Source organism: Streptomyces sp. NBC_01465 (assembly GCF_036227325.1).
Classification (GTDB): domain Bacteria; phylum Actinomycetota; class Actinomycetes; order Streptomycetales; family Streptomycetaceae; genus Streptomyces.
In genome coordinates this window covers 3,516,467-3,541,164 of the sequence record NZ_CP109467.1, presented here as the reverse complement: position 1 = coordinate 3,541,164, position 24,698 = coordinate 3,516,467, and the positions used below count along the sequence as shown (strand labels likewise).

Annotated in this window: 28 protein-coding genes; 16 read left to right on the top strand and 12 right to left on the bottom strand. The window is 69.6% G+C overall.

Translation table 11 applies throughout. The features are described from left to right. Positions 1–12: 12 nt before the first annotated feature. Positions 13–807 (bottom strand): DUF3558 domain-containing protein, encoded by a 795-nt coding sequence (locus tag OG707_RS16680; protein WP_329118962.1) that lies wholly within the window; start codon positions 805–807, stop codon positions 13–15. A gap of 162 nt (positions 808–969) precedes the next feature. Here OG707_RS16680 and OG707_RS16675 point away from each other — a divergent pair, with 162 nt between their 5' ends. Continuing rightward, positions 970–2,163: an RtcB family protein gene (locus OG707_RS16675; protein ID WP_329118960.1), complete on the top strand. Its 1,194-nt coding sequence runs from the start codon at positions 970–972 to the stop codon at positions 2,161–2,163. Between the two features lie 62 nt (positions 2,164–2,225). Here OG707_RS16675 and OG707_RS16670 read toward each other — a convergent pair whose 3' ends face one another. From OG707_RS16670 to OG707_RS16660, 3 genes are read right to left on the bottom strand one after another with little or no spacing between them, the layout of a single operon-like run. Continuing rightward, positions 2,226–2,993, bottom strand: coding sequence for an SDR family NAD(P)-dependent oxidoreductase (locus OG707_RS16670; RefSeq protein WP_329118958.1), 768 nt, complete (start codon positions 2,991–2,993; stop codon positions 2,226–2,228). 56 nt (positions 2,994–3,049) lie between these two features. After that, a complete protein-coding gene (locus OG707_RS16665) occupies positions 3,050–3,385 on the bottom strand; it encodes a YnfA family protein (RefSeq protein ID WP_329118955.1) in 336 nt (111 codons plus the stop codon). Between the two features lie 29 nt (positions 3,386–3,414). Further along, complete coding sequence (locus OG707_RS16660; protein WP_329118953.1) at positions 3,415–4,830, bottom strand: FAD-dependent monooxygenase; 1,416 nt, start codon at positions 4,828–4,830, stop codon at positions 3,415–3,417. 100 nt (positions 4,831–4,930) lie between these two features. On the opposite strand from OG707_RS16660, the gene OG707_RS16655 reads away from it, so the two are divergent. From OG707_RS16655 to OG707_RS16645, 3 genes are read left to right on the top strand one after another with little or no spacing between them, the layout of a single operon-like run. Then, positions 4,931–5,506 (top strand): TetR/AcrR family transcriptional regulator, encoded by a 576-nt coding sequence (locus OG707_RS16655; RefSeq protein ID WP_329118951.1) that lies wholly within the window; start codon positions 4,931–4,933, stop codon positions 5,504–5,506. Positions 5,507–5,542: 36 nt separating this feature from the next. After that, positions 5,543–6,250, top strand: a complete 708-nt coding sequence (locus tag OG707_RS16650) for an AAA family ATPase (RefSeq protein WP_329118949.1) — start codon at positions 5,543–5,545, stop codon at positions 6,248–6,250. 22 nt (positions 6,251–6,272) lie between these two features. Next, a complete protein-coding gene (locus tag OG707_RS16645; protein WP_329118947.1) occupies positions 6,273–6,767 on the top strand; it encodes a MarR family winged helix-turn-helix transcriptional regulator in 495 nt (164 codons plus the stop codon). Here the strand turns inward: OG707_RS16645 and OG707_RS16640 are convergent. The 4 genes from OG707_RS16640 to OG707_RS16625 all read right to left on the bottom strand — a co-directional run bounded on the left by OG707_RS16640 (position 6,733) and on the right by OG707_RS16625 (position 9,707). Next, a complete protein-coding gene (locus OG707_RS16640) occupies positions 6,733–7,491 on the bottom strand; it encodes a Mut7-C RNAse domain-containing protein (protein ID WP_329118945.1) in 759 nt (252 codons plus the stop codon). The genes OG707_RS16645 and OG707_RS16640 overlap by 35 nt on opposite strands. Before the next feature lie 55 nt (positions 7,492–7,546). Beyond that, entirely contained in the window at positions 7,547–8,386 is an 840-nt protein-coding gene (locus tag OG707_RS16635; protein ID WP_329118943.1) for an NAD(P)H-binding protein, read from the bottom strand. A 96-nt stretch (positions 8,387–8,482) separates the two neighbouring features. Further along, positions 8,483–9,229: a phosphodiesterase gene (locus tag OG707_RS16630; protein WP_329118941.1), complete on the bottom strand. Its 747-nt coding sequence runs from the start codon at positions 9,227–9,229 to the stop codon at positions 8,483–8,485. 61 nt (positions 9,230–9,290) lie between these two features. Continuing rightward, positions 9,291–9,707 carry a winged helix-turn-helix transcriptional regulator gene (locus OG707_RS16625; RefSeq protein WP_329118938.1) on the bottom strand — a complete coding sequence of 139 codons (417 nt, stop codon included), beginning with the start codon at positions 9,705–9,707 and terminating at the stop codon, positions 9,291–9,293. Positions 9,708–9,837: 130 nt separating this feature from the next. Here OG707_RS16625 and OG707_RS16620 point away from each other — a divergent pair, with 130 nt between their 5' ends. Continuing rightward, positions 9,838–10,737 (top strand): NADP-dependent oxidoreductase, encoded by a 900-nt coding sequence (locus tag OG707_RS16620; protein ID WP_329118936.1) that lies wholly within the window; start codon positions 9,838–9,840, stop codon positions 10,735–10,737. A 154-nt stretch (positions 10,738–10,891) separates the two neighbouring features. After that, positions 10,892–11,323: a GNAT family N-acetyltransferase gene (locus OG707_RS16615; RefSeq protein WP_329118934.1), complete on the top strand. Its 432-nt coding sequence runs from the start codon at positions 10,892–10,894 to the stop codon at positions 11,321–11,323. On the opposite strand, the gene OG707_RS16610 is transcribed toward OG707_RS16615, so the two are convergent. The 3 genes from OG707_RS16610 to OG707_RS16600 all read right to left on the bottom strand — a co-directional run bounded on the left by OG707_RS16610 (position 11,289) and on the right by OG707_RS16600 (position 13,157). Then, entirely contained in the window at positions 11,289–11,831 is a 543-nt protein-coding gene (locus tag OG707_RS16610) for a GNAT family N-acetyltransferase (RefSeq protein ID WP_329118932.1), read from the bottom strand. The two genes, OG707_RS16615 and OG707_RS16610, sit on opposite strands and share 35 nt — an antisense overlap. 36 nt (positions 11,832–11,867) lie before the next feature. Then, a complete protein-coding gene (locus tag OG707_RS16605) occupies positions 11,868–12,653 on the bottom strand; it encodes a helix-turn-helix domain-containing protein (RefSeq protein ID WP_329118930.1) in 786 nt (261 codons plus the stop codon). A gap of 66 nt (positions 12,654–12,719) precedes the next feature. Next, positions 12,720–13,157 (bottom strand): hypothetical protein, encoded by a 438-nt coding sequence (locus OG707_RS16600; protein WP_206960113.1) that lies wholly within the window; start codon positions 13,155–13,157, stop codon positions 12,720–12,722. 251 nt (positions 13,158–13,408) lie between these two features. Here OG707_RS16600 and hemL point away from each other — a divergent pair, with 251 nt between their 5' ends. From hemL to OG707_RS16550, 10 genes are all read left to right on the top strand, one after another. Continuing rightward, positions 13,409–14,731, top strand: a complete 1,323-nt coding sequence (gene hemL, locus OG707_RS16595) for a glutamate-1-semialdehyde 2,1-aminomutase (protein WP_329118928.1) — start codon at positions 13,409–13,411, stop codon at positions 14,729–14,731. Further along, complete coding sequence (locus OG707_RS16590) at positions 14,728–15,417, top strand: histidine phosphatase family protein (protein ID WP_329118926.1); 690 nt, start codon at positions 14,728–14,730, stop codon at positions 15,415–15,417. The genes hemL and OG707_RS16590 overlap by 4 nt, the downstream gene beginning before the upstream one ends. Positions 15,418–15,525: 108 nt before the next feature. Further along, positions 15,526–16,782, top strand: a complete 1,257-nt coding sequence (locus OG707_RS16585; protein ID WP_329118923.1) for a hypothetical protein — start codon at positions 15,526–15,528, stop codon at positions 16,780–16,782. Between the two features lie 67 nt (positions 16,783–16,849). After that, on the top strand, positions 16,850–17,455 hold the full coding sequence (locus OG707_RS16580) for a TlpA family protein disulfide reductase (protein WP_329118921.1): 606 nt from the start codon (positions 16,850–16,852) through the stop codon (positions 17,453–17,455). 4 nt (positions 17,456–17,459) lie between these two features. Further along, positions 17,460–18,233 (top strand): cytochrome c biogenesis CcdA family protein, encoded by a 774-nt coding sequence (locus OG707_RS16575; RefSeq protein WP_329118919.1) that lies wholly within the window; start codon positions 17,460–17,462, stop codon positions 18,231–18,233. A gap of 4 nt (positions 18,234–18,237) precedes the next feature. Continuing rightward, complete coding sequence (gene resB / locus OG707_RS16570; protein WP_329118917.1) at positions 18,238–19,917, top strand: cytochrome c biogenesis protein ResB; 1,680 nt, start codon at positions 18,238–18,240, stop codon at positions 19,915–19,917. Next, entirely contained in the window at positions 19,914–20,999 is a 1,086-nt protein-coding gene (ccsB, locus tag OG707_RS16565) for a c-type cytochrome biogenesis protein CcsB (protein ID WP_329118915.1), read from the top strand. Before resB ends, ccsB begins: the two co-directional genes overlap by 4 nt. A gap of 83 nt (positions 21,000–21,082) precedes the next feature. Beyond that, positions 21,083–21,688 carry an RNA polymerase sigma factor gene (locus OG707_RS16560; protein WP_329118913.1) on the top strand — a complete coding sequence of 202 codons (606 nt, stop codon included), beginning with the start codon at positions 21,083–21,085 and terminating at the stop codon, positions 21,686–21,688. Further along, entirely contained in the window at positions 21,685–22,626 is a 942-nt protein-coding gene (locus OG707_RS16555) for a CU044_5270 family protein (RefSeq protein ID WP_329118911.1), read from the top strand. The genes OG707_RS16560 and OG707_RS16555 overlap by 4 nt, the downstream gene beginning before the upstream one ends. A gap of 46 nt (positions 22,627–22,672) precedes the next feature. Beyond that, the gene (locus tag OG707_RS16550; RefSeq protein ID WP_329118909.1) at positions 22,673–23,191 is read left to right on the top strand and encodes an SRPBCC domain-containing protein; all 519 of its coding nucleotides are present in this window, start codon (positions 22,673–22,675) and stop codon (positions 23,189–23,191) included. Here the strand turns inward: OG707_RS16550 and OG707_RS16545 are convergent. Next, positions 23,161–24,693 carry an ABC transporter substrate-binding protein gene (locus tag OG707_RS16545; protein WP_329127834.1) on the bottom strand — a complete coding sequence of 511 codons (1,533 nt, stop codon included), beginning with the start codon at positions 24,691–24,693 and terminating at the stop codon, positions 23,161–23,163. The two genes, OG707_RS16550 and OG707_RS16545, sit on opposite strands and share 31 nt — an antisense overlap. Positions 24,694–24,698: the final 5 nt, after the last annotated feature.

The window sequence follows — 24,698 nt, the reverse complement described above, 5'->3', positions numbered from 1 at the left end:
GCGCGCACCGGACTAATCGCTGAACTGCTCGGCGAGTTTGCTCGCCAGGGCCTGGGTGCGGTCCTGCAGTTCCTTGCTGTCGGGCACGACGCCGGCCGCGGTGGGCTGCTCGCTGTACTCGACGGTGACGATGACATTGGCGGTACGGAAGACGACGGTGATCGTGCGCTCCCTGCCCGTCGCGCCCGCCCTGGCGAGCGCGTCGTCCAGGAACGCGGCGTTGCCGAGGCTGGTGAGGGTACGGGGCTGGAGGTCGTCGGTGCCCTCCGACGTGGGGGGCGAGGGGGTGGAGAGGGTGGAGGCGGTGGCCGTGGGGGTGGGGGTCGCCGTGGCGGTCGGGGTGGGCGTCGAACTGTGGGCCGGGGGAAGGTCCGCCGCGGTCTCCTTGTCCCCGTACACCTGCTGGGCGCGGTCCTCGTCGCTCACCGCGGTGTCGTAACTGACGACCCGCTCGAAGTCGACGGAGAGCTGGTGCGCGGCGTCGGCGGAGTCGGCCTTCCAGCGGCAGCCGACGCGCCGGTCGGTGTCGTACGTCACGACCGCGCTGCCCGCGTAGACCTTCTCCTGCTGGTCCTTGGGGAGGGCCTCCACACCGGGGAACATCGCCTTGAGCGCGCTCCCGTCGGCGGCGGCGCAGGCCTCGGGGAGGGTGCGGTACTTGCCGGGGGCGGCGGCGGGGGTGGTTTCGCCGGGCTTGGAATCGCCTGCGGAACTGTCGGTTCCGGAGGCGCTCGAACAGCCTGCGACCAGTGCCGTGACCAGCGCCGAGAGCAGCGCCGCGGTGGGTACGAACGCCCTTCGCTGCACGGTCAGAGGCTCCCTTCGGGACGAAAAACGGTTACCGCCGGATGGTGGTGCCCGGACACAATGTCTATCGCACGCACTGGAGTACTTGCCGGTCCGCTGTCGCTTTCGCGGGCCTTGGCGCTTGATTTGCGTTCTGCGATCTTCACGGGGAATTGAGGGGTTATGTCGTATGTAGAGGTGCCGGGGACGGAGGCCCCGGTCCGGATGTGGGCCGATCCGGCGTCGGTTGACGCGGGCGCGATGCAGCAACTGCGCAACGTCGCCACGCTGCCCTGGGTCAAGGGGCTGGCCGTCATGCCGGACGTCCACTACGGCAGGGGCGCGACGGTCGGTTCGGTGATCGCGATGCAGGGCGCGGTCTGCCCGGCGGCGGTCGGGGTCGACATCGGCTGCGGCATGTCGGCGGTGAAGACGTCCCTCACGGCGAACGACCTGCCCGGCGACCTGTCCCGGCTCCGCACGAAGATCGAGCAGGCGATTCCGGTGGGGCGGGGGATGCACGGCGATCCGGTCGACCCGGGACGGATGTACGGGTTCGCTGCGTCGGGGTGGGACGACTTCTGGGGGCGGTTCGAGGGGGTCGCCGAAGCGGTCAAATTCCATCAAGGTCGGGCCTCAAAGCAGATGGGAACGCTCGGCGGAGGCAACCACTTTGTCGAAGTCTGCACGGATTTGACAGGTTCGGTGTGGCTCATGCTGCACTCCGGGTCCCGCAACATCGGCAAGGAGTTGGCGGAGCACCACATCGGGGTCGCGCAGAGCCTGCCGCACAACAAAGCCCTGGTGGACGGGGACTTGGCCGTCTTCGTCGCGGACACCCCGCAGATGGCGGCGTATCGCAATGACCTCTACTGGGCGCAGGAGTACGCGAAGTTCAACCGCGCCATCATGATGGGGCTCCTGAAGGGCGTGGTCCGCAGGGAGTTCAAGAAGGCGAAGGTCACCTTCGAGCCGGAGATCAGCTGTCACCACAACTATGTGAGCGAGGAGCGCTACGACGGGGTGGACCTGCTCGTCACGCGCAAGGGGGCGATCCGCGCCGGGTCCGGCGACTACGGGATCATCCCGGGTTCCATGGGGGCCGGTTCGTACATCGTGAAGGGACTCGGCAACGAGAAGGCCTTCAACTCGGCCTCGCACGGCGCCGGTCGGAGGATGAGCCGCAGCGAGGCGAAGCGGCGGTTCACGGTGCGGGATCTGGCGGATCAGACCCGTGGTGTGGAGTGCCGGAAGGACTCGGGCGTGGTGGACGAGGCCCCTGGCGCGTACAAGCCGATCGAGAAGGTCATGGAGCAGCAGCGGGACCTGGTGGAGGTCGTCGCGAAGCTGAAGCAGGTCGTCTGCGTGAAGGGCTGAAGCGCCGAATCCCCTGTGTTCCCGCGGCCCCCGGAACTCCTGGTTTCGGGGGCCGCCGTGCGTCACAGCTCGCGGTGGACCTTCGTGTTGGAGGCCTGGGCTCGGGGGCGGACCACCAGGAGGTCGATGTTGACGTGGCTGGGGCGGGTTACCGCCCAGGTGATCGTGTCCGCCACGTCGTCCGCCGTGAGGGGGGCCGCCACTCCTGCGTAGACCTTCGCCGCCTTCTCCTTGTCGCCGTTGAAGCGCGTCGTGGCGAACTCCTCCGTCTTGACCATGCCGGGGGCGATCTCGATCACGCGGACCGGGGTGCCGACGATCTCCAGGCGGAGGGTCTCGGCCAGGACGTGGGCGCCGTGCTTCGCCGCTACGTAGCCGCCGCCGTTCTCGTACGTACCGTGGCCCGCCGTCGAGGAGAGGATCACGACCGTGCCGTCCTCGCTGGCCGTGAGGGCGGGGAGCAGGGCCTGGGTGAGGTTGAGGGTGCCGATGACGTTCGTCTCGTACATCTGGCGCCAGTCCGCGGGGTCGCCCGTGGCGATGGGGTCCGCGCCCAGTGCGCCGCCCGCGTTGTTGATCAGGACGTGGATCGTGCGGAACGCCGTGGCGAACTCGTCCACCGCGGCGCGGTCCGTCACGTCCAAGGGGTGAGCCGTCGCCTGGTGGCCCGCCGTGGTCAGTTCCTCTGCCAGGGCCTCGATGCGGTCCTTGCGGCGGGCGGTGAGCACCACCCGGTAGCCGGCGGCCGCCAGTTGTCGGGCCGTTGCCGCGCCGATTCCGCTGCTGGCCCCGGTGACTACTGCGATGCGGTTGGTGGCTGCGGCGGTCATGGGGCTGCTCCTCGGGCGTCTCTGTATGTGGGTTCTGAATCAGGATAGGCGCGAGGTCAGCGGCCTCGTGGGGCGTACATGATCACTGCCATTCCGGCCAGGCAGATCAGGGCTCCTGTGATGTCCCAGCGGTCCGGGCGGTAGCCGTCGGCGATCGCTCCCCAGGCCAGGGAGCCGGCGACGAAGACACCCCCGTAGGCGGCGAGGATGCGGCCGAAGTCGCCGGTGGGCTGGAGGGTCGCCACGAAGCCGTAGAGCGAGAGGGACAAGGCTCCGGCGATGATCCACAGCCAGCCCTTGTGTTCGCGCACGCCCTGCCAGATCAGCCAGGCGCCGCCGATTTCCAGGAGTGCGGCGAGGAGGAAGAGGGCTGCTGAGCGGGTCGTGAGCATGGGGTTGATCGTGGCACGGGCGGGTGGGGTCAGAGGGGGAGGGCGGGCGACGCGGTGTAGCCGTCGGGGCGGACGAGGAGGGTGTCCTTGCGGGGGGACGACTGCTGCCAGTGGACCTGGAGTGCGGTGGGCATCTTCGGGGGTTCCGTGGAGGTGAGGGGCGTTACCTCTACGAACTTGCCTGCGCGCAGGGCCTCGTAGAGGCGGGTGTTGTTCGCGAGGGCGAGGTCGGGGACTCGGCGGGTGTCCTTGGCGTAGGCGATGCCCGTGCCGCTGATCTGGGCGGCCATCCTGCGGCGGGCCGGGGCGAGGTACTTCAGCGCGGTGGTGGCCAGCGTGCGCAGGGCCCTGCGGGGTGCGGTGTTGGCGGAGGCCAGGCGGACCAGGGCGCCGCTGGTGCGCAGGACCGCGGCGCCCACCGGGTGGCGCTCCGACTGGTAGGTGTCGAGGAGGGCTTCGGGGGACTGGCCGGTCAGGACGCGGGCCAGCTTCCAGGAGAGGTTCGCGGCGTCCTGGAGGCCCGTGTTGAGACCCTGGCCGCCGGCCGGGGAGTGGACGTGGGCGGCGTCTCCGGCGAGGAAGACGCGGCCTTCGCGGTAGCGGGGGGCCTGCCGTTCGTCGCTGTGGAAGCGGGAGAGCCAGCGGGCGTCGTGCGCACCGAGGTCGGTGCCGTGGGTGCGCTGCAGGAGCGTGCGGATCTCGGCGAAGTCGACCGGGTCGGTGTCGGGGACCACATGGTTGCGGTCCCAGCCGATCACTCGGTAGTAGCCGTCGCCGAAGGGGGCGATGAAGGTGAAGGAGTCGCCGTCGGGGGAGGTGGAGAGGAGGGGGACCTCCTTGGGCGGCTCGGTGAGGCGGAGGTCGGCCAGGACGATGGACTTGAGGACGGCCTTGCCCGGGAAGGGGATGCCGAGCGCCTCGCGCACCGCGCTGCGGTGGCCGTCGGCGCCGATCGCGTACCGGGCGGTGGTGGTCTCGGACGTGCCGTCCGGCGTGCGGAGTCGGGCCGTGACGGTGGTGGGCGTCTGGGTGAGGGCCGTCAGCTCCCGTTCGTAGCGGAAGTCGACTCCGGCCTCGACGGCCCGGCGCTCCAGGAGCCGCTCCACCTCGTACTGCGGGGTGGTGAGGAGGAAGGGGAAGCGGGAGCGGAGGGTGCCGAGGTCGACGCTGAGGCGGCCGAAGACGCGCAGCTCGGGGGTGGGGTGGCCCGTCTTGATCAGGTCGTCGGCGAGGCCGCGGGCGTCCAGGGCCTCCAGCGTGCGGGCGTGCACGGCGAACGCGCGGGTCAGATTGCTGATCCGGTGCGGCCGGCGCTCCACGAGCGTGACCTTGAGTCCTGCGGTGGCGAGGTCGCCCGCCAGGAGGAGGCCGGTGGGGCCTGCTCCTACGACGAGGACGTCGGTTTCGGTTGTCGTGGTTTCGGTGGTGCTGGGCTCTGTAGCCATGGCTGCCTCCTGATGCCAACGCTTGTTGGTCAACGCTTGTTGGCAACCGTAGGGCGGAGGAGTATGGATTGTCAACGGGTGTTGGCATACAGTTGTTGGCATGACGGATTCAGCGGCTCCCGCACGACGTTCCTCCGAGGTCACCAAAGGGGTGATCCTGGCCGCCGCCCGCGAGCGGTTCGCCGCGGACGGGTACGAGCGGGCGACGATCCGGGCCATCGCGCGCGACGCGGAGATCGATCCGTCGATGGTGATGCGGTACTTCGGGAACAAGGAGGGGCTTTTCGTCGCCGCCTCCGAATTCCAGCTGCGGCTGCCGGAGTTGGGGGCCCTGCCCGGCAAGCACGTGGGGGCCGTGCTCATCTCGCACTTCGTCGACCGGTGGGACGAGGACGAGGCGCTCACCGCGCTGCTGCGCGTGAGCGTCACCAATGAGGCGACCGCCGAGCGGATGCACGACATCATGAAGCAGCAGATCGTGCCGATCGCGGCAGGCATCTCCGCGGACCCCGAGGAGGCGCAGCGGCGGGCCGTGCTGGTCGCCACGCAGATCCTGGGGATGGCGCTGGCGCGGTACGTACTGAAGTTTCCGGCTGCCGTGGCGATGGGGCGCGAGGAGATCGTGGCCTGGCTCGCGCCGACGGTGCAGCGGTATCTGACCGACGAGGCGCCGTAGCAGGCGGGCTCTTGTCGGGGGTGCGAAAATTGCGGCGTGATTGTCGAACGTGCGTACGCACACGCGAGCTCCTACGACGAGGCCGAGTGGCCCTGGCGGGTGCCCTGCGTGCGCCAGCTGATGGCGGAGGGGCTGCGGTTCACGGCGCCCGTGACCTTCCTCGTGGGGGAGAACGGGTCGGGGAAGTCGACGCTGGTCGAGGCGTTCGCGGAGGGGTTCGGGCTCGACTCGTACGGCGGCTCGCACGACTGGAAGTACGCCTCGCACCGCGAGAAGTCCGTCCTCGGCGAGCGCATCCGGTTCGACGCGGCGGCAGGCGGGCGGCGGATGACGCGGAGCTTCGCGGCCCGCAAGGGGTTCTTCCTGCGGGCCGAGACCGCGCTCGACGCGCTGGGCAGGGAAGGGTTCGAGCCGGACGGGCGCAGCCACGGCGAGGGATTCCTCGAGGCGTTCCGCGGGAAGTTCCAGCAGACCGGGCTCTATGTGATGGACGAGCCCGAGGCCGCGCTCTCGTTCACCTCCTGCCTCGAACTGATCGGGCACATGGCCCGGTTGGCGGAGAACGGCGCCCAGGTCATCTGCGCCACGCACTCCCCGCTGCTGACCGCCCTGCCCGGCGCGGACATCGTGGAGGTCGGGGAGCACGGCATGGAGCGGGTCGAGTGGGGCGAGCTGGCGATCGTCGACCACTGGCGGCGGTATCTCGCCGATCCGCGGGCCTATCTCCGGCACGTACTGGACTGAATCTGCGCCGTACACTTGCTGCATGACGCAGAAGTCGGAGAAGTCGGAGAAGCGTGCGCGGCTGATGGCCGCCCTGGGGGCCGAATCCCGGCGCTACATGGCCTCGTACGCCCTCTTCAACCAGGCCCTCGCCGACCACCTCGGCCTCCATCCGACCGATCTGCAGTGCCTCAATCTCCTCGGTCTGGAGGACGCCCCGGTCACCACCGGGCGCGTCGCCGAGCTCACCGGGCTCACCACCGGCTCGGCCACGCGGCTCGTCGACCGTCTCGAGCGCGCCGGTTACGTCACCCGGCAGCGCGACACCGACGACCGCCGCAAGGTGCTGGTCGTGCTGGAGCCCGCGCGGATGGCCGAGTTCGGGGCGGTCTGGGGGAAGCTCAACGGCGCCTGGTTCGAGATGTTCGACGCGTACGGCGACGACGACCTCGTCCTCATCACCGAACACATGCGGCGGACCGTGGAGTTGAGCGTCGGGCAGATCAGGCGTCTGAGGAGCGGGGAACTGGACGCGTAGGGCCGAAGTCGCGCACCGCCTCCGCCACGATGGCCTCCAGCCGGGCGTGGTGCGCGCCCCGCCAGTAGGCGCGCCCGCAGGCCGTGCACTGCGCGAAGACGTCGTACGAGCGCTCCGTCCCGCCGTGCAGCCGGTCGCTGACCTCGGCCTTCGTGGCCTCCTTCAGCTCGCCGTTGCAGGCGGTGCAGCGCGTCCAGGGGGCGAGGGCCGGGGTGAACCGGCCCAGGATGTCGCGGAGTTGGTCGTCCGGCTGGTCGCTGTAGACGTACGCGCCCGCCCACAGCTCCCGGCGGTGCAGCAGCCCGCGGTCCCGGGAGAGCAGGACGCGCTGTTCGCGGGCGGAGTGCGCGGCCAGGGCGGGGTCGCCGATGTCCTCGCTGAAGTACGCCGCGTCCACGCCGAGGAGGCGCATGCGGCGGGCCAGCGTGCCGAGGTGGACGTCGAGGAGGAAGCGGAGCGGGGCGCCGGGGACGGTCTGGGGGCGCTCGATCGCGTACACGTCGACCGATTCGCCGGAGCGCGGGACGTGCGAGCGCGGGGTCGGGGCGCCGTCGACCGTGATGAGGCCCGCCTCGGTGAGCGGAACGCCCAGCGCCTCGATGACGTGGCCGAGGCTGGAGGAGCCGTCGGTGTCGACGGTCGTACGCCCCTGGCGGCGCTCCGAGGGGACGAAGAGGCGCAGCTCAGGGGCGAATTGGAGGTGGATCTGCGGGCGCGTGGTCACGTCGTCAGGGTGGCACGGGGGGTGTGGTGCGGGCCAGGGGATTGCTGGTGGGGGCTCAGGCGCGGAAGGCTTCCGCGTTCTCCTTGGCCCACTCGGTGAAGGTGCGCGCCGGGTGGCCGGTCAGGGCTTCGGCGTGGTGGGTGAGGGGTGCGGGGGTGCCGTCGGTGGCGGCCCAGTAGTCGAGCAGTGCGTCGGCGAAGTGGGCGGGCATGTAGTCGGCCATGGCGGCCTTCCAGGCCTCGGGGGTCACCTCGGCGACGGGGAAGGGGCGGCCCGTCGCGTCCTCCAGGACGGCGATCTGCTCGGTGAAGGTGAGCGATTCGGGGCCGGTGAGCTGGTACGCCGTGCCGCGCAGAGCCGGGTCGTCGAGAACCGCGAGGGCCGCCTCGGCGATGTCGCGCTCGTGGATCGGATCGCCGTAACTGCCGGGGTAGGGAAGGGAGATGGGGCCGCCGGACTTCAGGGCCCAGGCCCACTGCAGCGCGTTGCCGGCGAAGGCGCCCGGCTGCAGGACGGTCGAGGTGAGGGGGGAGGCGGCCAGGGCCTGCTCGACGGCGAGGTGGCTTGCGGCGATCGCGTTGTCGGCGGCGCCGGGAGCGAGGACGGAGCTGGAGGAGAGCAGCACGAGGTGCTGGACCCCGGCGGCTTCCGCCTGCTGGAGGAAGGCGTCGATGTGGGAGGGCTCGGCGTACAGGAAGACCGAGGTGACGCCGGTGAGGGCGGCCGGGAAGGTCGCCGGGTCCTTGAGGTCGAGCTTCACCGCCTCGACTCCTGCGGGGAGTTCGAGCTTCTCGGGGGCGGCGGACGCGGCCCGGACGGGGGCGCCGCGGTCGTGGAGAAGCTGGATGAGGGCGGCGCCGACTTTGCCGCGGCTGCCGGTGACGAGTGTGGTCATGGTGAGTTCCTTAAAGTGAAGTCAGTGTGATGCAGAATCTGTGTCACGCAGATAAATATCCGTGAAGAAGGCCCGCTCGTCAAGCGGGCCTTCGGATCAGACCGTACGGAAGTGCGTCGTGATGGTGTCGCTGCCGTCCTCGCCGAGTACGTGGAAGGCGATTCCGGGCGGCGCGGTCCGGCTGGCGAAGTGATCGCCCGGCTCCCAGGGGAGGCGGATAGTGGACGTCACGCCGGGCGCCACGAGGAGCGGGCGGCCCGCGAAGGTCGCCGCGGCGGGGGTGTGGGCGTGGCCGGTGAGGACTGCGGGGATGTTGGGGCGGCCCGCGAGGACCTCGGCCAGCCGGTCGGCGTTGGTGAGGCCGATCGAGTCGATGTACGGGTGGTGCAGCGTGGTCGGCGGGTGGTGGAAGACGGGCAGTGCGGGGGTGTCGCCGAGGTCGTCGAGGGTGCGGGTCAGCCAGTCGAGGGTCTCGTCGTCGAGGAGGCCGGGGTCCTCGCCGGGGATGCTGGAGTCGAGGAGCAGGAGTGCGTAACCGGCCGCGTGGTGCAGGTGGTTGATCGCGGCGGCGGTGGGATTCTCCTCGCCCAGCAGGACCTTGCGGTACGCCGTGCGCTCGTCGTGGTTGCCGGGGCAGGTGAAGACCGGGGCGTCGATACGGGCAAGGAGGTCGGCCGCCTCCGCGTACTCGGCGGGGGCGCCGTGGTCGGCGATGTCGCCGGTCACCAGTACGGCGTCGGGCTGCCGCGTCATGGAGCGCAGATAGTCCACGGCGCGGGTGGCGCGCTCGTTGGCGAGGGCGTCTCCGTCGAGGTGCAGATCGCTGATCTGGGCCAGCAGCATGGGGCCTCCCCTTAATGGCTTTAATGAACAAGCCCATTAAAGCCATTAGATGAGGTCGGGTTCAAGAGGCGACGGCCTGGGCGTCATGCTGGGCGCGGGCCGCGAGGACGTCGTCCATGTGCGTCTCCGCCCAGTCCTTCACCGCCGTCATCAGGCAGGCCAGGTTGTAGCCGAGCGGGGTGAGTTCGTAGTCGACGCGCACCGGCACGGAGGCGGTGACCGTGCGGCCGACCAGGCCGTCGCGCTCCAGCGAACGCAGCGTCTGCGTCAGCATCTTCTGGCTCACGCCGGGGATCTTGCGGGTCAGGTCGCTGTAGCGCATGGGGCCGGCGCGCTCGGCGAGAGCGGCGACGATCAGCGAGACCCACTTGTCGCTGATGCGGGCGAGGAGCTGGTTGGTCGGGCACTCCTTGAGGAACGCGTCGTAGGCCACGCGGGCCTCGGTGCGGCGCTGGGTGGCGGTCGTCGTGGGTGCCATGCTGCGGCTCCTACCCCTGGGTGAGTTACGCACTTTCAGGTGCCTACTTACCGAAAGAGAGTACCTCTCCGTAGGTTTCTGTCCAGCGGCAGACGCCGCTCAAGTTGGCTGGTGGAACTGGAGAGTTGTCATGCGTGCAGTCGTTCTTACGTCCTTCGGCGGGCCCGAGGTGCTGGAGACCGCAGAGGTGGAGATCCCGGAACCCGGTCCCGCGCAGGTGCGGATCAAGGTCCGTGCGGCGGCGGTCAATCCGGTCGACGCCGGTGAGCGCGCCGGGGCGTTCGGCGGGGAGGCCGGGGTGCGGGTCGGGCTCGGGTGGGATGTGGCGGGGACGGTCGACGCGGTGGGGGCGGGGGCCGGCTCGTGGAGTGTGGGCGATGAGGTCGTCGGGCTGTTGTACGGGCTGCTGAAGCCCTTTGGCACGCATGCGGAGTTCGTGGTCCTGGACGCCTCCGCGATCGCCGCGGCACCGCGGTCGGTGGATGCGGTGGGCGCGGCGACGCTGCCCCTGAACGGGCTGGCCGCTGCCCGGGCGCTCGCGCTGCTGAAGCTCGACGCCGGGCAGTCGCTGCTGGTCACGGGGGCGGCGGGCGCGGTCGGCGGGTTCGCGGTGCAGCTGGCTCGGCGGGCGGGGCTTGTCGTCAGCGCGCAGGGAGGCGCGGGGGACGAGGAGTTGGTACGGGCGCTGGGTGCGGATCACTTCGTACCGCGCACCGGGCCGCTCGGCAGTGGCTACGACGGGGTGCTGGACGCGGCCGTGCTGGGGGAGGCGGCGCTCGCGGCGGTACGGGACGGGGGTGCGCATGTGGGGGTCATCCCGGGGGCTTCTCCCGCGAGCGAGCGTGGGATCCGGGTCGAGACGCAGGAGGTCGCTGCGGACGGGGAGTTGCTGGCGGAGCTGGTGACGCTGGTCGACGAGGGTGTGCTGACGCTGCGGGTCGCGGAGACGTATGGGTTGGAGGAGGCGGCGAAGGCGCATGTGCGGCTGCAGGAGGGTGGGGTGCGGGGGCGGCTCGTGCTTGTGCCGTGAGTGGGTGCGGGTGGGTCCGGGGCGAGGAGCTGGGCCCGCGTCTCTGGGGGCTCTGCCCCCAGACCCCCGCTCCTCAATCTCCCCCAAGCTCTCGGCTTCGCTCGAGCAGGGGGGACCCCCTGAGGGGCTTGATTTTGCCTCGTACAGTGCACGCATGAAGCTGATCGATCTGGAGCCCGGTGACCCCCGGCTCGTCTCCGACCTCCTGCCCGTTCTGCGTGAGCTCCGGCCGCACCTCACCGAGGAGTTGTTGGGCGAGGTGTACGGCGAAGGGCACGGGCAGGGGCTGCGGTTCACCGTCGCCTACAGCGACGACGGGATAGGTGTGGGCGTTGCCGGGTGGCGCATCGTCGTCAACACCAGTGCCCTGCGCAAGCTCTACGTCGACGACCTCGTCACCGCCGCCACCGCGCGCTCCACCGGCGTCGGGCGGGCGCTGCTCGCGTACCTCGACGGGTGCGCCCGGGAGGCCGGCTGCCATCGGGTCAGCCTGGACTCCGGTACGCAGCGGGTCGACGCGCACCGCTTCTACTTCCGTGAGCGGATGGCCGTCACCGCCTTTCACTTCGACCGGCACCTGGACTGAGGTCCAGGCGCCAGTCGTTCGTCCGGATCCTGTGGCCCGGCGGGTACTCGAAGTCGCACTCCGCCAGCAGCTCGAACCCCGCCCTGCGGCACACCCCGTTGGACCCCGGGTGGTCCGTCTTGGGGAATGCGTGCAGGTAGCGGTTGTGGCCGTGGCGTGCCGCCTCCTCCGCCACCGCCCTCGCCGCGGCGGAGGCGACGCCCTGGCCCTGGAAGGCGGGCAGCACCGCCCACCCCGCCTCGTACACGGTCTCGCCCTCCCACTGGCGCTCCCAGTAACCGATCGTCCCGGCCTCCTCGCCGGGACCCTCGCCGTCCCGGTCCACCACGATCCGGTACATCCGGCCCGCCGCGGCGTCCGTCATCCCCACGTACCGCGCATGCCGGACGGCGAGCTGCTCCTCCGTCTCGGGGCCGCCCAAGTGATCCATCATCTCCGGCGCGTTGGCGCGCCGGAGCAGGTCGAGGTCGCCGCCCGACCACCGTTCGATCCGCACTCTGCTTCCCATGGATCCGACGATAGGCGCAGGGTCTGACAATGGACCTCAGTGCGCCGCGTACGCCGTCGGCGGTACGCCGATCGTGGACGTGAAGTCCCTGGTCAGATGCGCCTGGTCCGCGTACCCCAACTCCGCCGCCAGCCCCGCCCAGTCGATCGCCGCCTCCGTCTCGGCCCGCTCCAGGGCCTCATGGATGCGGTAGCGCAGGATGACCCACTTGGGGCTGACGCCGACGTACGTGGAGAAGAGCCGCTGCAGCGAACGGGCCGACACCCCTTCCTCCGCGGCCAGTTCCTCGACCCGGCGGATCGTCCGGTCCCTGCGGATCCGGTCCGCCAGAGCCATCGCGCGCGTCGCCTGCGGGTCGGGTTCCGGGGCGAGCGCGAGGAGATGGGCGTCCAGGGCGGCGACCCGTTCGTCCTCGTCGGCCGGCGCGAGGACCGGCGTGCAGTCCACCTCCGGGAGGCGGACGCGCTGCCCCGTCCAGTACGAGACCGGGTGCTCCGGCGCGAAGGGACGGAAGCCGCCCGGGCGGAACTGGATGCCGCAGACCCGCCCCGCCCCCTCCAGCTTCTGCGCGAAGAGCCCGAGGCCGATGCCGGAGATCTCGGAGAAGTCCGCCTCGCCGGTGAAGCGCTGGAAGACGATGTTCACCGAGGGGTGCGGGACGAGCTGGGAGACGTACGGCTCGGGGAGGTCCCAGTCGATCAGCCAGTAGTGCTCCAGATACGGCCGCAGCGCGGGCGCCGGCTCGCGGCGCCGGAAGTGGACGCGTCGCATCAGTGAGTGGGCGTCGACGATGCCACGGGTGTCGCGGCGGGGACCTGACATGGGAGCAAGGCTAGAACAGCGCCTGAGCCCGGACCCGTTGGGCAGGGCCCGGGCGTACGGGAAGAGTTACGGCCAGACCAGGCAGTACGCCTGATGCCCCGCATCATGCAGCCGGTGGCTGAAATCCTGCCATTCGTGCAGGAGTTGGTACACATTGAACGCGTCCCGGGGCCCGCCCCGGTCCGGCACCGTCGACCAGATGAAGGCCGCGGCCCCCACCGACTCCTCGCCGACGCCCCGCAGCGGATCCACGACCGTCATCGGAAGCTTGACCACCGCATAGTCGGGGTGGAGCACCACCAGCTCCAGCGGCGGGACCTTGTGCAGGGGTATGCCCTGGATGCCGGTCAGGACCATCGCCGCCATCGTCTCCGGCTTGATCTTGGTGAACATCCCGCCCATGCCGAGCTCGTCACCGCCCAGCTCCTCGGGTCGCATGGTGACGGGCACACGGGCAGCCGTGGCCCCGTCGGGCGCACCGAAGTACTTGTACGTCACCCCCATGGAGCCCGCCCTGCTTCCCGTGTGCGCGGAAGGCTTCGAGGCAGCCTTCTCCCGCGCCCGCCGGTGTTTCCCCCTGGGCGCACGCTCGGGATCGAGGTCGTCGGTCCCCTCGCCCAGTCCGCCACCGCGATGCATATCTCCACCCGACCACTCACGGCCCCCGCCGCGCAACCCGATCATCGTGTCAGTGACCTCCCCCACGTGCGTCCGGTGAAACACCGGTCCGCAAGAGTGCTCGGGGCTCTGACACCATGGCTTGTGTGAGCTATCCGTACGAATACGACGCCCCAGTTTCGCAGACGCTCTTCGACCGTGCGTCCCTCGTGACACCCGGCGGGGTGAACTCGCCCGTCCGCGCCTTCCGCGCGGTGGGTGGTACGCCCCGTTTCATGGTGTCCGGTACCGGTCCGTACCTGACCGATGCCGACGGACGCGAGTACGTCGACCTCGTGTGCTCCTGGGGGCCGATGATCCTCGGCCATTCCCACCCCGAAGTGATCGCCGCCGTCCAGGCCGCGGTCGCCCGCGGCACCTCCTTCGGCACGCCCGGCGAGGGCGAGGTCGCGCTCGCCGAGGAGATCGTCGCGCGCATCGAGCCCGTCGAGCAGGTCCGCCTGGTCTCCTCCGGCACCGAGGCGACCATGTCCGCGATCCGCCTCGCCCGCGGATTCACCGGCCGCGCGAAGGTGGTGAAGTTCGCCGGCTGCTACCACGGCCACGTGGACGCGCTGCTCGCCGCCGCCGGCTCCGGAGTCGCGACCTTCGGCCTCCCGGACACCCCCGGGGTCACGGGCGCGCAGGCGGGGGACACGATCGTCCTTCCGTACAACGACATCGAAGCGGTCCGCGCCGCCTTCGCCGCCCACCCCGGCGAGATCGCCTGCGTCATCACCGAGGCCTCGCCCGGCAACATGGGCGTGGTCCCGCCCGGCGAAGGCTTCAACGCAGGCCTCGCCGAGCTCTGCCGGACGAACGGCGCCCTGTACATCTCCGACGAGGTGATGACCGGCTTCCGTACCTCCAAGGCCGGCTGGTACGGGATCGACGGCGTCAGGCCCGACCTGATGACCTTCGGCAAGGTCATGGGCGGCGGCTTCCCGGCCGCTGCCTTCGGCGGCCGCAAGGACGTCATGGCGCACCTCGCCCCCGCCGGCCCCGTCTACCAGGCGGGCACCCTCTCCGGGAACCCGGTCGCCACGGCCGCCGGTCTCGCGCAGCTGCGGCTCCTCGACGACGCCGCGTACGCGAAGATCGACGCGGTCTCCAAGGAGATCCAGTCCCTGGTCACCTCCGCCCTCTCCAAGGAGGGTGTGGCGCACCGGCTGCAGACCGCGTCCAACATGTTCTCGGTCTTCTTCACCGACAGCGACGTCCGTGACTACGACGGAGCCAAGGCGCAGGAGTCCTTCCGCTTCACCCCGTTCTTCCACTCGATGCTGGCGCAGGGCGTCTACCTCCCGCCGTCCGCCTTCGAGTCCTGGTTCGTCTCGACCGCCCACGACGAGCGCGCGGTCGAGCGCATCGCGGCCGCACTTCCCGCCGCCGCCCGAGCCGCCGCGGAGGCGACCGCATGAGCAGTGACAGCAGCAAGGACATCACCGTCGTCCACCTGATGCGCCACGGCGAGGTGCACAACCCGGACGGCGTGCTCTACGGCCGCCGCCCCGGCTACCACCTCTCCGAGCTCGGCCGGCAGATGGCCGACCGGGTCGCCGAGCACCTGGAGGGCCGCGACATCACGCATGTCGTCGCCTCCCCGCTGGAGCGCGCCCAGGAGACGGCGACGCCGGTCGCCAAGTCGCACGGCCTGGACCTGGCCACGGACGACCAGCTCATCGAGGCGGCCAACGTCTTCGAGGGCAAGACCTTCGGTGTCGGCGACGGGGCCCTGCGCAAGCCCGCCAACTGGAAGTACCTGACCAACCCGTTCCAGCCGTCCTGGGGCGAGCCGTACATCGAGCAGGTCGTACGGATGATGGGCGCCCTCGGTGCGGCGCGCGACGCCGCCCGCGGTCACGAGGCGGTCTGCGTCAGCCACCAGCTGCCGATCTGGATCGTACGGAGCTTCGCCGAGCGGCGGCGGCTGTGGCACGACCCGCGCAAGCGGCAGTGCACGCTCGCATCGCTCACATCCTTCACATACCAGGGCGACAAAATCGTCTCCGTCGGTTACTCGGAACCGGCGAGGGACCTGGTGCCGTCCCATCTGTTGGCAGGCGCGAAGCCTGTGAAGGGTAAAGCAAAAGCCTTTGGTGCATAACGCCAAAATTTGTACTGATTCCCCGGAACCCTCGTGTTCCTCCCCGCATCTCACTCGTTGTCAGCTGTGAATAGGCTGTCAATGAATCGAGCTGGGATGGGTGGCGCAATGCGCAACATGAGCCGAAGGGGTCTGCTGGGACTGGGAGTTGGGGCTGCGGCCGCGGCGGGACTCGCGGGCTGCAGCTCCGGCTCCGGGTCGTCCGACACGACGGACACGTCGGGTCCCGGCCAGGTCGGCAAGAGCAAGGGCAAGGGCTCGACGACGACCAAGACGCCCGCGGGCCGTCCGATCGGTGACGGGTCGACTGCGGACACGGGCAAGCAGCCGCATCAGCCGGCCAGGCCCGTACCGCTGCAGCCGGGCGAGACCCCGCCGCAGTTCGTGATCTTCTCCTGGGACGGGGCGGGCGAGGTCGGCAACGGCCTGTACCCCCGCTTCCTCGAACTCGCCAAGCAGCACGACGCGAAGATGACCTTCTTCCTCTCCGGGCTCTATCTGCTCCCGGAGTCGAAGAAGTCCCTCTACCGTCCGCCGAACAACCCGGTCGGCGCGTCCGACATCGGTTACCTCACCGACGAGCACGTCAAGATGACGCTGACCAACACGCGGCAGGCGTGGCTCGACGGGCACGAGATCGGCACGCACTTCAACGGCCACTTCTGCGGCACCTCCTCCGGCTCGGTGGCGCACTGGACGCCCGGGCAGTGGCAGAGCGAGATCGACCAGGCGGTGTCCTTCGTCACCGAGTGGCGCACCAACACCGGCTGGCACGACGAGGACCCGCTGCCCTTCGACTACCGCAAGGAACTGGTCGGCGGCCGCACCCCGTGCCTGCTCGGCCAGGACAACCTCCTGCCGACGGCGAAGAAGCTGGGCTGGCGGTACGACGCGAGCTCGCCCGGCGGCCGCCAGACCTGGCCTGTCAAGCGCATGGGGCTGTGGGACCTGCCGCTGCAGGGGATGCCGTTCCCGGGCCATTCCTTCGAGGTCCTCTCGATGGACTACAACATCCTCGCCAATCAGTCGGGGAATTCGACCAAGGGCATGACCTCGCGTTACGACGGCTGGCGCAAGCAGGCGGCCGACTCGTATTTCGCGGGATTCAAGAGGGCGTACGAGTCCAATCGCGCCCCCATGTACATCGGCAACCACTTCGAGCAGTGGAACGGCGGCATCTATATGGACGCCGTCGAGGATGTGCTCAAGAGGATCGCCGGCCGTCCCGGTGTGCGTCTCGTCTCCTTCAAGCAGTTCGTGGACTGGCTCGATGTGCAGGACCCGACGGTGCTTGCCAAGCTGCGTACGCTCGATGTCGGCCAGCGCCCCGAGGGCGGCTGGAAGACATTCTTTAAGACGGCCTGACAAGGGGCGTTCCGGGCACCGAGGGGGGCGCCCAAGATCCCCGATTGGGCCATGCGAAACTTTTCACATGGCACTTACGTATGCCCTGCCCCGCCGCGCCGCCCTCCTGGGCGCCGCGGCGGCAGTTGGTGCACTGACGCTGACGGCTTGCAGCTCCGCCACCAACGTGAGCAGCTCCTCGGGCTCGCGGTACGTGACGAGCACCAGCGGGATCGCCACGGTCGCCCTGAGCAAGCGGGAAGCGGCCCCCGACCTGTCGGGCGAGACCCTCGACGGTGCGAAGCTCGACGTCGCGTCCGACTACAAGGGCAAGATCGTCGTGCTGAATGTCTGGGGTTCCTGGTGCCCGCCCTGCCGGGCCGAGGCGCCGAATATGCAGAGGGTCTCCGAGGAGCTCAAGTCCAAGGGCGTGGAGTTCGTCGGGATCAACACCCGTGATGCGTCGAAGAGTCCGGCCAGGGCTTTCGAGAAGGATTTCGGTGTCGAGTACCCGAGTCTGTACGACCCGGCCGGAAAGCTGCTCCTCCGCTTCCCCAAGGGCAGCCTGAACCCGCAGTCCGTGCCGACCACGATCGTTCTCGACAAGAACGGGAAGATCGCGGCGCGAAAGGCGGGCGGCATGGATGTCGAAAACCTGCACAAGATGATCGACCCGCTGATCGCGGAGAAGTGATCGCGTGATCGCCCTCGCTGCCGCGGCAGCATCCGACGGCATTAACCACACGGTCCTCAACGGCGCCTTGCTGGTTGCGCTTCCGATCGCGGTGCTCGGCGGTCTCGTCTCCTTCTTCTCGCCGTGCGTGCTTCCCCTGGTCCCCGGATATCTGAGTTACGTCACCGGGGTCTCCGGGACGGACCTGGCGGATGCCAAGCGGGGGCGGATGGCGGCCGGAGCCTCCCTCTTCGTCCTCGGCTTCACCGCTGTCTTCGTCTCCACCGGGGCGCTCTTCGGCTACTTCGGCAACACGCTCCAGGAGTACAGCTCCACCGTCACCAAGGTGCTCGGCGCCGTGATGATCGTGCTCGGCTTCTTCTTCATGGGGATGATGCCGTGGCTGACCCAGCGCGAATTCCGCATCCACAAGCGGCCGGTGACCGGACTGGCAGGGGCACCGCTGCTCGGAGCGCTCTTCGGGGTCGGCTGGACGCCCTGCCTGGGGCCCACCCTCACCTCCGTGAACAGCCTCGCCCTCGACCAGGCGACGGCAGGGCGCGGGGCCATACTGTCGGTCGCGTACTGCCTCGGTCTCGGGGTGCCGTTCGTGCTGGCGGCCATCGCCTTCCGCAAGGCGCTCGGCGCCTTCGGCTGGGTCAAGCAGCACTACGCGTGGGTGATGCGGATCGGCGGGATCATGATGATCGCGACCGGTCTGCTGCTGGTCACCGGCGTCTGGGACCGCATCATCCAGCAGATGCAGGTCTGGTCCGGCGGCTTCACGGTAGGGATCTAGATTCATGAGCGACACCGAGACCAAGACGACAGAGGACGACCTCGGCGCAGCCGGGTCGCAGCTGTCGACCGCCCCCAAGGAGGAGTCGCCCTCCTCGCTGCCCGCGATGGGCGTCATCGGCTGGATCCGCTGGTTCTGGCGCCAGCTGACCTCGATGCGCGTCGCGCTGCTCCTGCTCCTGCTGCTCTCGCTCGGTGCGATCCCCGGCTCGCTCATCCCGCAGACCAGCATCAACGCGGCCAAGGTCGACACCTTCAAGGCCGATCACACGTTCCTCACGCCGATCTACGAGAAGCTCGGCATGTTCCACGTGTACAGCTCGGTGTGGTTCTCCGCGATCTACATCCTGCTGTTCGTCTCGCTCATCGGCTGCATCGTGCCGCGCACCTGGACCTTCGTCGGCCAGCTCCGCAGCCGCCCGCCGGGCGCCCCCCGCAACCTCAAGCGCCTCCCCGCGTACACGACCTGGCGCACCGAGTCCTCGCCGGAGGACGTCCGTGCGGCCGCGCTCTCGCTGCTGAAGAAGCGGCGCTTCCGGGCGCACGTGGCCGGGGACGCGGTGGCCTCCGAGAAGGGTTTCCTCCGGGAGACCGGGAACCTCATCTTCCACATCGCGCTGATCGTGATGCTGGTCGCCTTCGCCAGCGGCCAGCTGTGGAAGTCCGAGGGCGGCAAGCTGATGGTGGAGGACACTGGTGACGGGTTCTCCAACACGCTCTCGCAGTACGACGACTTCACGCCCGGGAACCTCTTCGACGCCGACGACCTGAAGCCGTTCAGCTTCACGCTGGACCAGTTCGTCGGTACGTACGAGAGGACCGGCCCGAACCGCGGCACCCCGCGCAAGTACGAAGCCCATGTGACGTACTCCAAGGGCGTCGACGGCAAGGACCAGAAGGGTGTCATCAAGGTCAACGAGCCGCTGGTCATCGACGGCACCAAGGTCTATCTGATCTCGCACGGCTACGCGCCCGTCGTCTCCGTCAAGGACGGCAAGGGCAACGAGATCTACCGGGAAGCCGTACCGCTGCTGCCGCTCGACTCCAACGTCACCTCGTCCGGTGCGATCAAGGTGATGGACGGCTACAAGAACCCCCAGGGCAAGAAGGAGCAGCTCGGCTTCAACGCGATGTTCGTGCCGACCTTCAAGGGGCACGGCACGATGATGTCGCAGTACCCGGGCCTGGACTTCCCCGTCCTCGCACTCTCCGGGTACCACGGCAGCCTGGGCGTCGACTCCGGGCTTCCGCAGAGCGTGTACCAGCTCGACTCGTCGAAGATGAAGAAGTTCACGGACAGCAAGGGGCAGCTGTACAAGAAGCTGCTGCTGCCCGGCGAGACGATGAAGCTGCCGAACGGCGCGGGCTCGATCCAGTTCGTGGGCGTCAAGCAGTGGGCCAGCTTCCAGATCTCCCAGCAGCCCGGCAACAACTTCGCGCTGATCGGCGCGATCGCGGCCATCCTGGGCCTCGCCGGTTCGCTGTTCATCCAGCGCCGCCGGGTGTGGGTGCGGGCCGTACGGGGCGAGGACGGGACCACCGTCGTCGAGATGGCGGGGCTGGGGCGGAGCGAGTCCGCGAAGCTCCCCGAGGAGCTGGGCCTGCTGGCCGACAAGCTCCATTCAGTGGCGCCCTCGGCGCCAGAACCTGCAGAGACGACAGTCGAAGGGGCCGGGAAGAAGTGAATCTCGCCGCGGGAACCAATGAGAACCTCGCGCACATGAGCAATGTGCTCATCTACTCCGCGATGGCCGTGTACATGCTGGCCTTCTTCGCGCACATCGCGGAGTGGACCTTCGGGGCGCGCTCCAAGGTGGGCCGTACGGCCGCCGCGCTGACCTCCACCCCTGCTGCCGCCGCTTCTGCCCCGAAGGTGCAGGTCAAGAAGGCGGGCGGCGGGACCGCCGTACTGGAGCGCCCGAAGATCGTCACGCGCTCGGCGGCCGGGTCGCGCGACGTCCCCGACGGCCCGGGTGCGGCCGGCGGCACGGAACAGGGCGACCTGTACGGCCGGATCGCGATCTCGCTGACCGTCGTCGGCTTCCTCTGCGCGGTGGGCGGCGTGGTGGCCCGCGCGGCCTCCGTGGAGCGGGCGCCGTGGGGCAACATGTACGAGTTCTCGATCACCTTCTCCACGGTGGTCGTCGCCGTGTACCTGGTGCTCCTGGCCTTCAAGGTGAAGGTCCGCTGGCTGGGCCTGCCGCTGGTGACCGCGGTCCTCCTCGACCTCGGTATCGCCACCACGGTCCTCTACACCTCCAGCGACCAGCTGGTCCCGGCCCTGCACTCGTACTGGCTGTGGATCCACGTCTCCTGCGCGATCATCTGCGGCGCGACGTTCTTCATCGGGGGCGCGGGCACGCTGCTGTACCTCTTCCGTGACTCGTACGAGGCGAAGGTCGCGGCCGGCAAGGAGCCCAGCCCCTTCATGGCCTCGGTCATGGAGCGGCTCCCCTCGGCGGCCTCGCTCGACAAGTTCTCGTACCGCATCAACGCCGCCGTCTTCCCGCTCTGGACGTTCACGATCATCGCGGGCGCGATCTGGGCCGGCGACGCCTGGGGCCGGTACTGGGGCTGGGACCCCAAGGAGACCTGGTCGTTCATCACCTGGGTCGTCTACGCCTGCTACCTGCACGCCCGCGCCACCGCAGGCTGGAAGGGCCGCAAGGCCGCGTACCTCGCGCTCTTCGCCTTCGGCTGCTGGATCTGGAACTACTACGGCGTGAACATCTTCATCAGCGGCAAGCACTCCTACGCCGGGGTCTGAGTTCCGTATTCTGATCGGCCGAGGCCGGTTCCTGTGACTCAGGTCACGGGAACCGGCCTTTGCCGTACGGACAGTTGGAGTGTGTGGACACACAACTCAGGGCCCGCATCAGAGCCGGCGACCACGACGCCTTCGGCGTGCTCTTCGACGCCTGCTCCCGCTCCGTCTACAACCACGCCTACCGGCTGACGGGCGACTGGGCGCTCGCCGAGGACATCGTCTCGCTGACCTTTCTGGAGGCGTGGCGGCTGCGCGCGAAGGTCGAGGAGGACGGGGGTTCGCTGCGCCCCTGGCTGCTCGGCGTCGCCACCAACGTCACCCGCAACGTCCGCCGCGCCGCGCGCCGCCATGCTGCCGCCGTGGCCCGGCTGCCGCGCGACGAGGGCGTACGGGACTTCGCCGACGCCGTCGCCTCGCGGGTCGACGACACCCGGCAGCTCGCCCTCGTCACCGCCGCGCTGGCCGGTCTGCGCAGGCCGGAGCGCGAGGTGCTGTCCCTGTGCGTGTGGTCCGGGCTCGACTACGCGGCCGCCGCGCTGGCGCTCGGGGTGCCGGTCGGGACGGTCAGGTCCCGGCTCTCCAGGGCCCGTTCAAAACTCGCGCGCGCTCTGGAACCCGAAGGCGGACGCGGACAGATGAGAGGTGACCGCACTGCTGCGGTCGGGCCCATCCAGGAGGGAAACCGATGAACGACGACCTTCCCGAACTCCCCGAGCGGGAGCTCCCGTTGGGCCGCCACCGCGTCCTCAAGGAGCATCTGATGCGTGAGATCCGTACCGAAGGTTCCGATCCCGTACGTGTACGGAAGGGCTGGCTCCGTCCGTCCTTCACCGTCCCCGCGATCGCCGCCGTGGCCGCCGCCGCGACCGTCGTGGGGCTCACGGTGGTGAACCAGGGCGGGGGCGGCGTGCAGGCAGCGCCCCCGCAGGCCGTGGCGCTGCTCGACGACATCGCGCTGGCGGCCGGGAAGACGGGGGTTCCCACGGGGATCCGCGACGACCAGTACGTGTACGTCGACAGCAAGGTGTCGTACATGAGCTCCCCGGCGGACGGCAGCGGACCGCCGTCGTTCCCGCCGGTCCACCGGCGCGAGGTGTGGAAGTCGGTGGACGGCACGCGGCAGGGCCTGCTGAAGGAGCCCGACGTGAACCCGGGATCGAACCAGTCCAAGCTCGAGACCGAGACGCCCGGCGTCGCGAGCAACACCAACTACCGCCACCTCCAGACCCTCCCCACCGACCCCGCCAAGATGCTCGACTGGCTCCACAAGTCGAGTCACGGCGGCAAGAGCGAGAACCAGAACACCTTCGTCCTCGTCGGTGACCTCTCCTACGAGTCCCTCATGCCGCCCGAGGTGGCCGCAGCCCTCTACCGGGCCGCCGCGAAGATCCCCGGTGTGGTCGTCGTCGAGGACGCGGTGGACGCGGCGGGGCGGCACGGGATCGCGGTCGGTCGCGAGGACTCCGGGGTCATGGAGCAGCTCATCTTCGACAAGAAGACGAAGGCGTTCCTGGGGGAGCGGGAGGTCGCGGTGCGCGACGTCGAGAACCTGAAGAAGGGTGATGTGATCGGTGTCAGCGCGATCATGAACCGCACCGTGGTCGACAGGCCCGGCCAGCAGCCGTAACAGCGCCAGGGGTGCGGAACCGCCCCGCCCGGGTGAGGCTGGTGCCATGACGTCCGACGCGATCGCCCATGGCACCAGCACCACCCGCGGCACCACCCACGTGCTCCGTTTCGCCCTGCACCTGCCCCACTCCCTGGAGCAGGTCTGGTCGGCCGTGGCCACCCCGCGCGGGCTGCCCGGCTGGCTGGCGGCGGCCGACGTACTGGAGCCGCGGCTGGGCGGGGCGGTCAGGCTGCGGTGGCTGAACGGCGAGAGCGACAACATCCACGGCGGCACCGTCACCGCCTGGGAGGTCCAGCGCGTCGCCGAGTACACGATCGATCTCCACGGCCGGATCCGCTTCCACCTGGAGCCGGTCGGCTCGCAGGCGGCGGTCGTCCGCTTCACCAATGAGTTCCAGGGCGACGACAGCCTGCGCCTGGACTGCCTGGCCGGGTGGCACAACCACTTCGAGTTCCTCTACGACGCCCTCGAAGGCAGCCCCAAGGACTGGTCCACCTGGAGTCCGGACCGCTGGCAGGCTCTCCGTACCGCCTACGAGACGGCCGGCGGCAAGCACGCCTGAGTCGGCGGCTTCCCCTCCGGCCAGGCGATCTTCACGAAGCGCTGGGTGCCCTGCGGGGTGAGCTCCACGATCGGGACGGCCTTGTTGTACGGGTTGCCGTGGTTGTCCAGGCAGATCCAGCCGCTCGCCCCGAAGACCCGCAGCTGCCCCTTGACCAGCGTCCACTGGGTCCCGACGTCGGCCAGTTCGGGGAGCGTCTTCCCCTTCACCGTGGCCTTGCGGATGCCGTGCACGGCGAGCGTCATCGCGTCGTACGCGACGATCGCCTGGCCGTCCGCGAGCTGCGAAGGGCCGATCGGGCCGACGTCGTCGCCCGCCGCCTTCGCCAGCAGCGCCGCGAACGTCTTGTAGTCCGCCGCGCTGCCACCCGTCTTCGGCGGGGTCCCCGTGGTCCACGCGTCGGGGTGCGCGAGCGAGGCGTACCGGACGGTGATCTTCTTGGCGAGGGCGCTCTTGTCGAGCTTCGTGTCCCGGCCGAGGTACGAGGCCTCGTCGCCGGTGAGGATCGTGAACGCCCGCTCCTGGCAGCCGCGCGCACCCAGCGCGTTGATGAACTGCCGCAGCTGGGTGTGGCGTCCGGCGAAGAAGATCGTGTCGGCCCGGGTGTCGCAGATCAGGAACTTCATCTGGTCGAAGGTGTTCGCGGTGGTGCCGTCCTCGGTCGAGTCGGGCGGCGAGGTGAAGAGGTTCGGTGCGTACGGGGCGCCCTTGAGCAGCGTCGTGAACGCCGCCTTGAGGGTCGAGGTGTAGTAGTCGGTCGTCACGGTGTCCTGGACGAGCAGCGCCCGCTTGGCGTCGACCTTGCCGAACTGGGCCAGCGCGCGCGCCTCGTCGAGGTTGGTCGGCGAGACGCGGGCCAGGCCCGGATAGGGGTCGCCGGAGGGGCTGTTGGCGATGTCGTCGGCGGTGATCGTCGTACCGATGACCGGGATGTGGGATGCGGTCAGCTCCTTCACCGCGGCCTTGGTGCTGGGGCTGCTGATGGCGATCCCCGAGACCGCGCGGAGGTTGTCGGGGGCGTCGGTCATCGACTTGAGCCGGTCGACCGCGTGACTCCACTGCTCGCTGCCGCGGCCCGAGTTGGCGAGGACGAGGCGGATCTTGGGGACCTGGCCGTTGTCGTTGTGGTTGGCCCGGTACTGCTCCAGGAACGCGCCCTGCACCTCGTTGAGGACCTTCGTCGCGGTGCCGCTGTCGGTGGAGGTGAGGGGGAGGAGCAGGGCGACGGTCGCGTACGTACCGCTCTTGAGGGTCTTGTTCTCGCGGGCGACGGCCTGGGCGACGGCGTGCAGCCCGGGGACCCCGAAGTCGTAGCCGTCCCCCGAGACGCCTATGCACTCGGCGCCCTTCTCGGGGCGGTCGACGCCCTTCGCGCAGTGCAGATCGGGCGTGTAGACGACGTACGCGCCGATGCCCGCGGCCGCGAGCAGCACCAGGGCGAGGGCGGAGGTGAGGATGCGCTTGAGCGGGGTGAACCAGAAGATCTCGCGGAATCGGTTCATCACGG

What these genes read in the sequence shown, in the direction of transcription:
- OG707_RS16615 (WP_329118934.1), top strand. Translation starts at nt 10,892, where the DNA reads ATGAAGCTGATCGATCTGGAGCCCGGTGACCCCCGGCTCGTCTCCGAC.
- OG707_RS16630 (WP_329118941.1), bottom strand. Translation starts at nt 9,229, where the DNA reads ATGCTGCTGGCCCAGATCAGCGATCTGCACCTCGACGGAGACGCCCTC.
- OG707_RS16645 (WP_329118947.1), top strand. Translation starts at nt 6,273, where the DNA reads ATGACGCAGAAGTCGGAGAAGTCGGAGAAGCGTGCGCGGCTGATGGCC.
- OG707_RS16655 (WP_329118951.1), top strand. Translation starts at nt 4,931, where the DNA reads ATGACGGATTCAGCGGCTCCCGCACGACGTTCCTCCGAGGTCACCAAA.
- OG707_RS16545 (WP_329127834.1), bottom strand. Translation starts at nt 24,693, where the DNA reads ATGAACCGATTCCGCGAGATCTTCTGGTTCACCCCGCTCAAGCGCATC.
- OG707_RS16660 (WP_329118953.1), bottom strand. Translation starts at nt 4,830, where the DNA reads ATGGCTACAGAGCCCAGCACCACCGAAACCACGACAACCGAAACCGAC.
- OG707_RS16670 (WP_329118958.1), bottom strand. Translation starts at nt 2,993, where the DNA reads ATGACCGCCGCAGCCACCAACCGCATCGCAGTAGTCACCGGGGCCAGC.
- resB (WP_329118917.1), top strand. Translation starts at nt 18,238, where the DNA reads ATGAGCGACACCGAGACCAAGACGACAGAGGACGACCTCGGCGCAGCC.
- OG707_RS16635 (WP_329118943.1), bottom strand. Translation starts at nt 8,386, where the DNA reads ATGACCACACTCGTCACCGGCAGCCGCGGCAAAGTCGGCGCCGCCCTC.
- OG707_RS16590 (WP_329118926.1), top strand. Translation starts at nt 14,728, where the DNA reads ATGAGCAGTGACAGCAGCAAGGACATCACCGTCGTCCACCTGATGCGC.
- OG707_RS16580 (WP_329118921.1), top strand. Translation starts at nt 16,850, where the DNA reads ATGGCACTTACGTATGCCCTGCCCCGCCGCGCCGCCCTCCTGGGCGCC.
- hemL (WP_329118928.1), top strand. Translation starts at nt 13,409, where the DNA reads ATGGCTTGTGTGAGCTATCCGTACGAATACGACGCCCCAGTTTCGCAG.
- OG707_RS16605 (WP_329118930.1), bottom strand. Translation starts at nt 12,653, where the DNA reads ATGTCAGGTCCCCGCCGCGACACCCGTGGCATCGTCGACGCCCACTCA.
- OG707_RS16620 (WP_329118936.1), top strand. Translation starts at nt 9,838, where the DNA reads ATGCGTGCAGTCGTTCTTACGTCCTTCGGCGGGCCCGAGGTGCTGGAG.
- OG707_RS16610 (WP_329118932.1), bottom strand. Translation starts at nt 11,831, where the DNA reads ATGGGAAGCAGAGTGCGGATCGAACGGTGGTCGGGCGGCGACCTCGAC.
- OG707_RS16600 (WP_206960113.1), bottom strand. Translation starts at nt 13,157, where the DNA reads ATGGGGGTGACGTACAAGTACTTCGGTGCGCCCGACGGGGCCACGGCT.
- OG707_RS16625 (WP_329118938.1), bottom strand. Translation starts at nt 9,707, where the DNA reads ATGGCACCCACGACGACCGCCACCCAGCGCCGCACCGAGGCCCGCGTG.
- OG707_RS16665 (WP_329118955.1), bottom strand. Translation starts at nt 3,385, where the DNA reads ATGCTCACGACCCGCTCAGCAGCCCTCTTCCTCCTCGCCGCACTCCTG.
- OG707_RS16675 (WP_329118960.1), top strand. Translation starts at nt 970, where the DNA reads ATGTCGTATGTAGAGGTGCCGGGGACGGAGGCCCCGGTCCGGATGTGG.
- OG707_RS16585 (WP_329118923.1), top strand. Translation starts at nt 15,526, where the DNA reads ATGCGCAACATGAGCCGAAGGGGTCTGCTGGGACTGGGAGTTGGGGCT.
- OG707_RS16555 (WP_329118911.1), top strand. Translation starts at nt 21,685, where the DNA reads ATGAACGACGACCTTCCCGAACTCCCCGAGCGGGAGCTCCCGTTGGGC.
- OG707_RS16550 (WP_329118909.1), top strand. Translation starts at nt 22,673, where the DNA reads ATGACGTCCGACGCGATCGCCCATGGCACCAGCACCACCCGCGGCACC.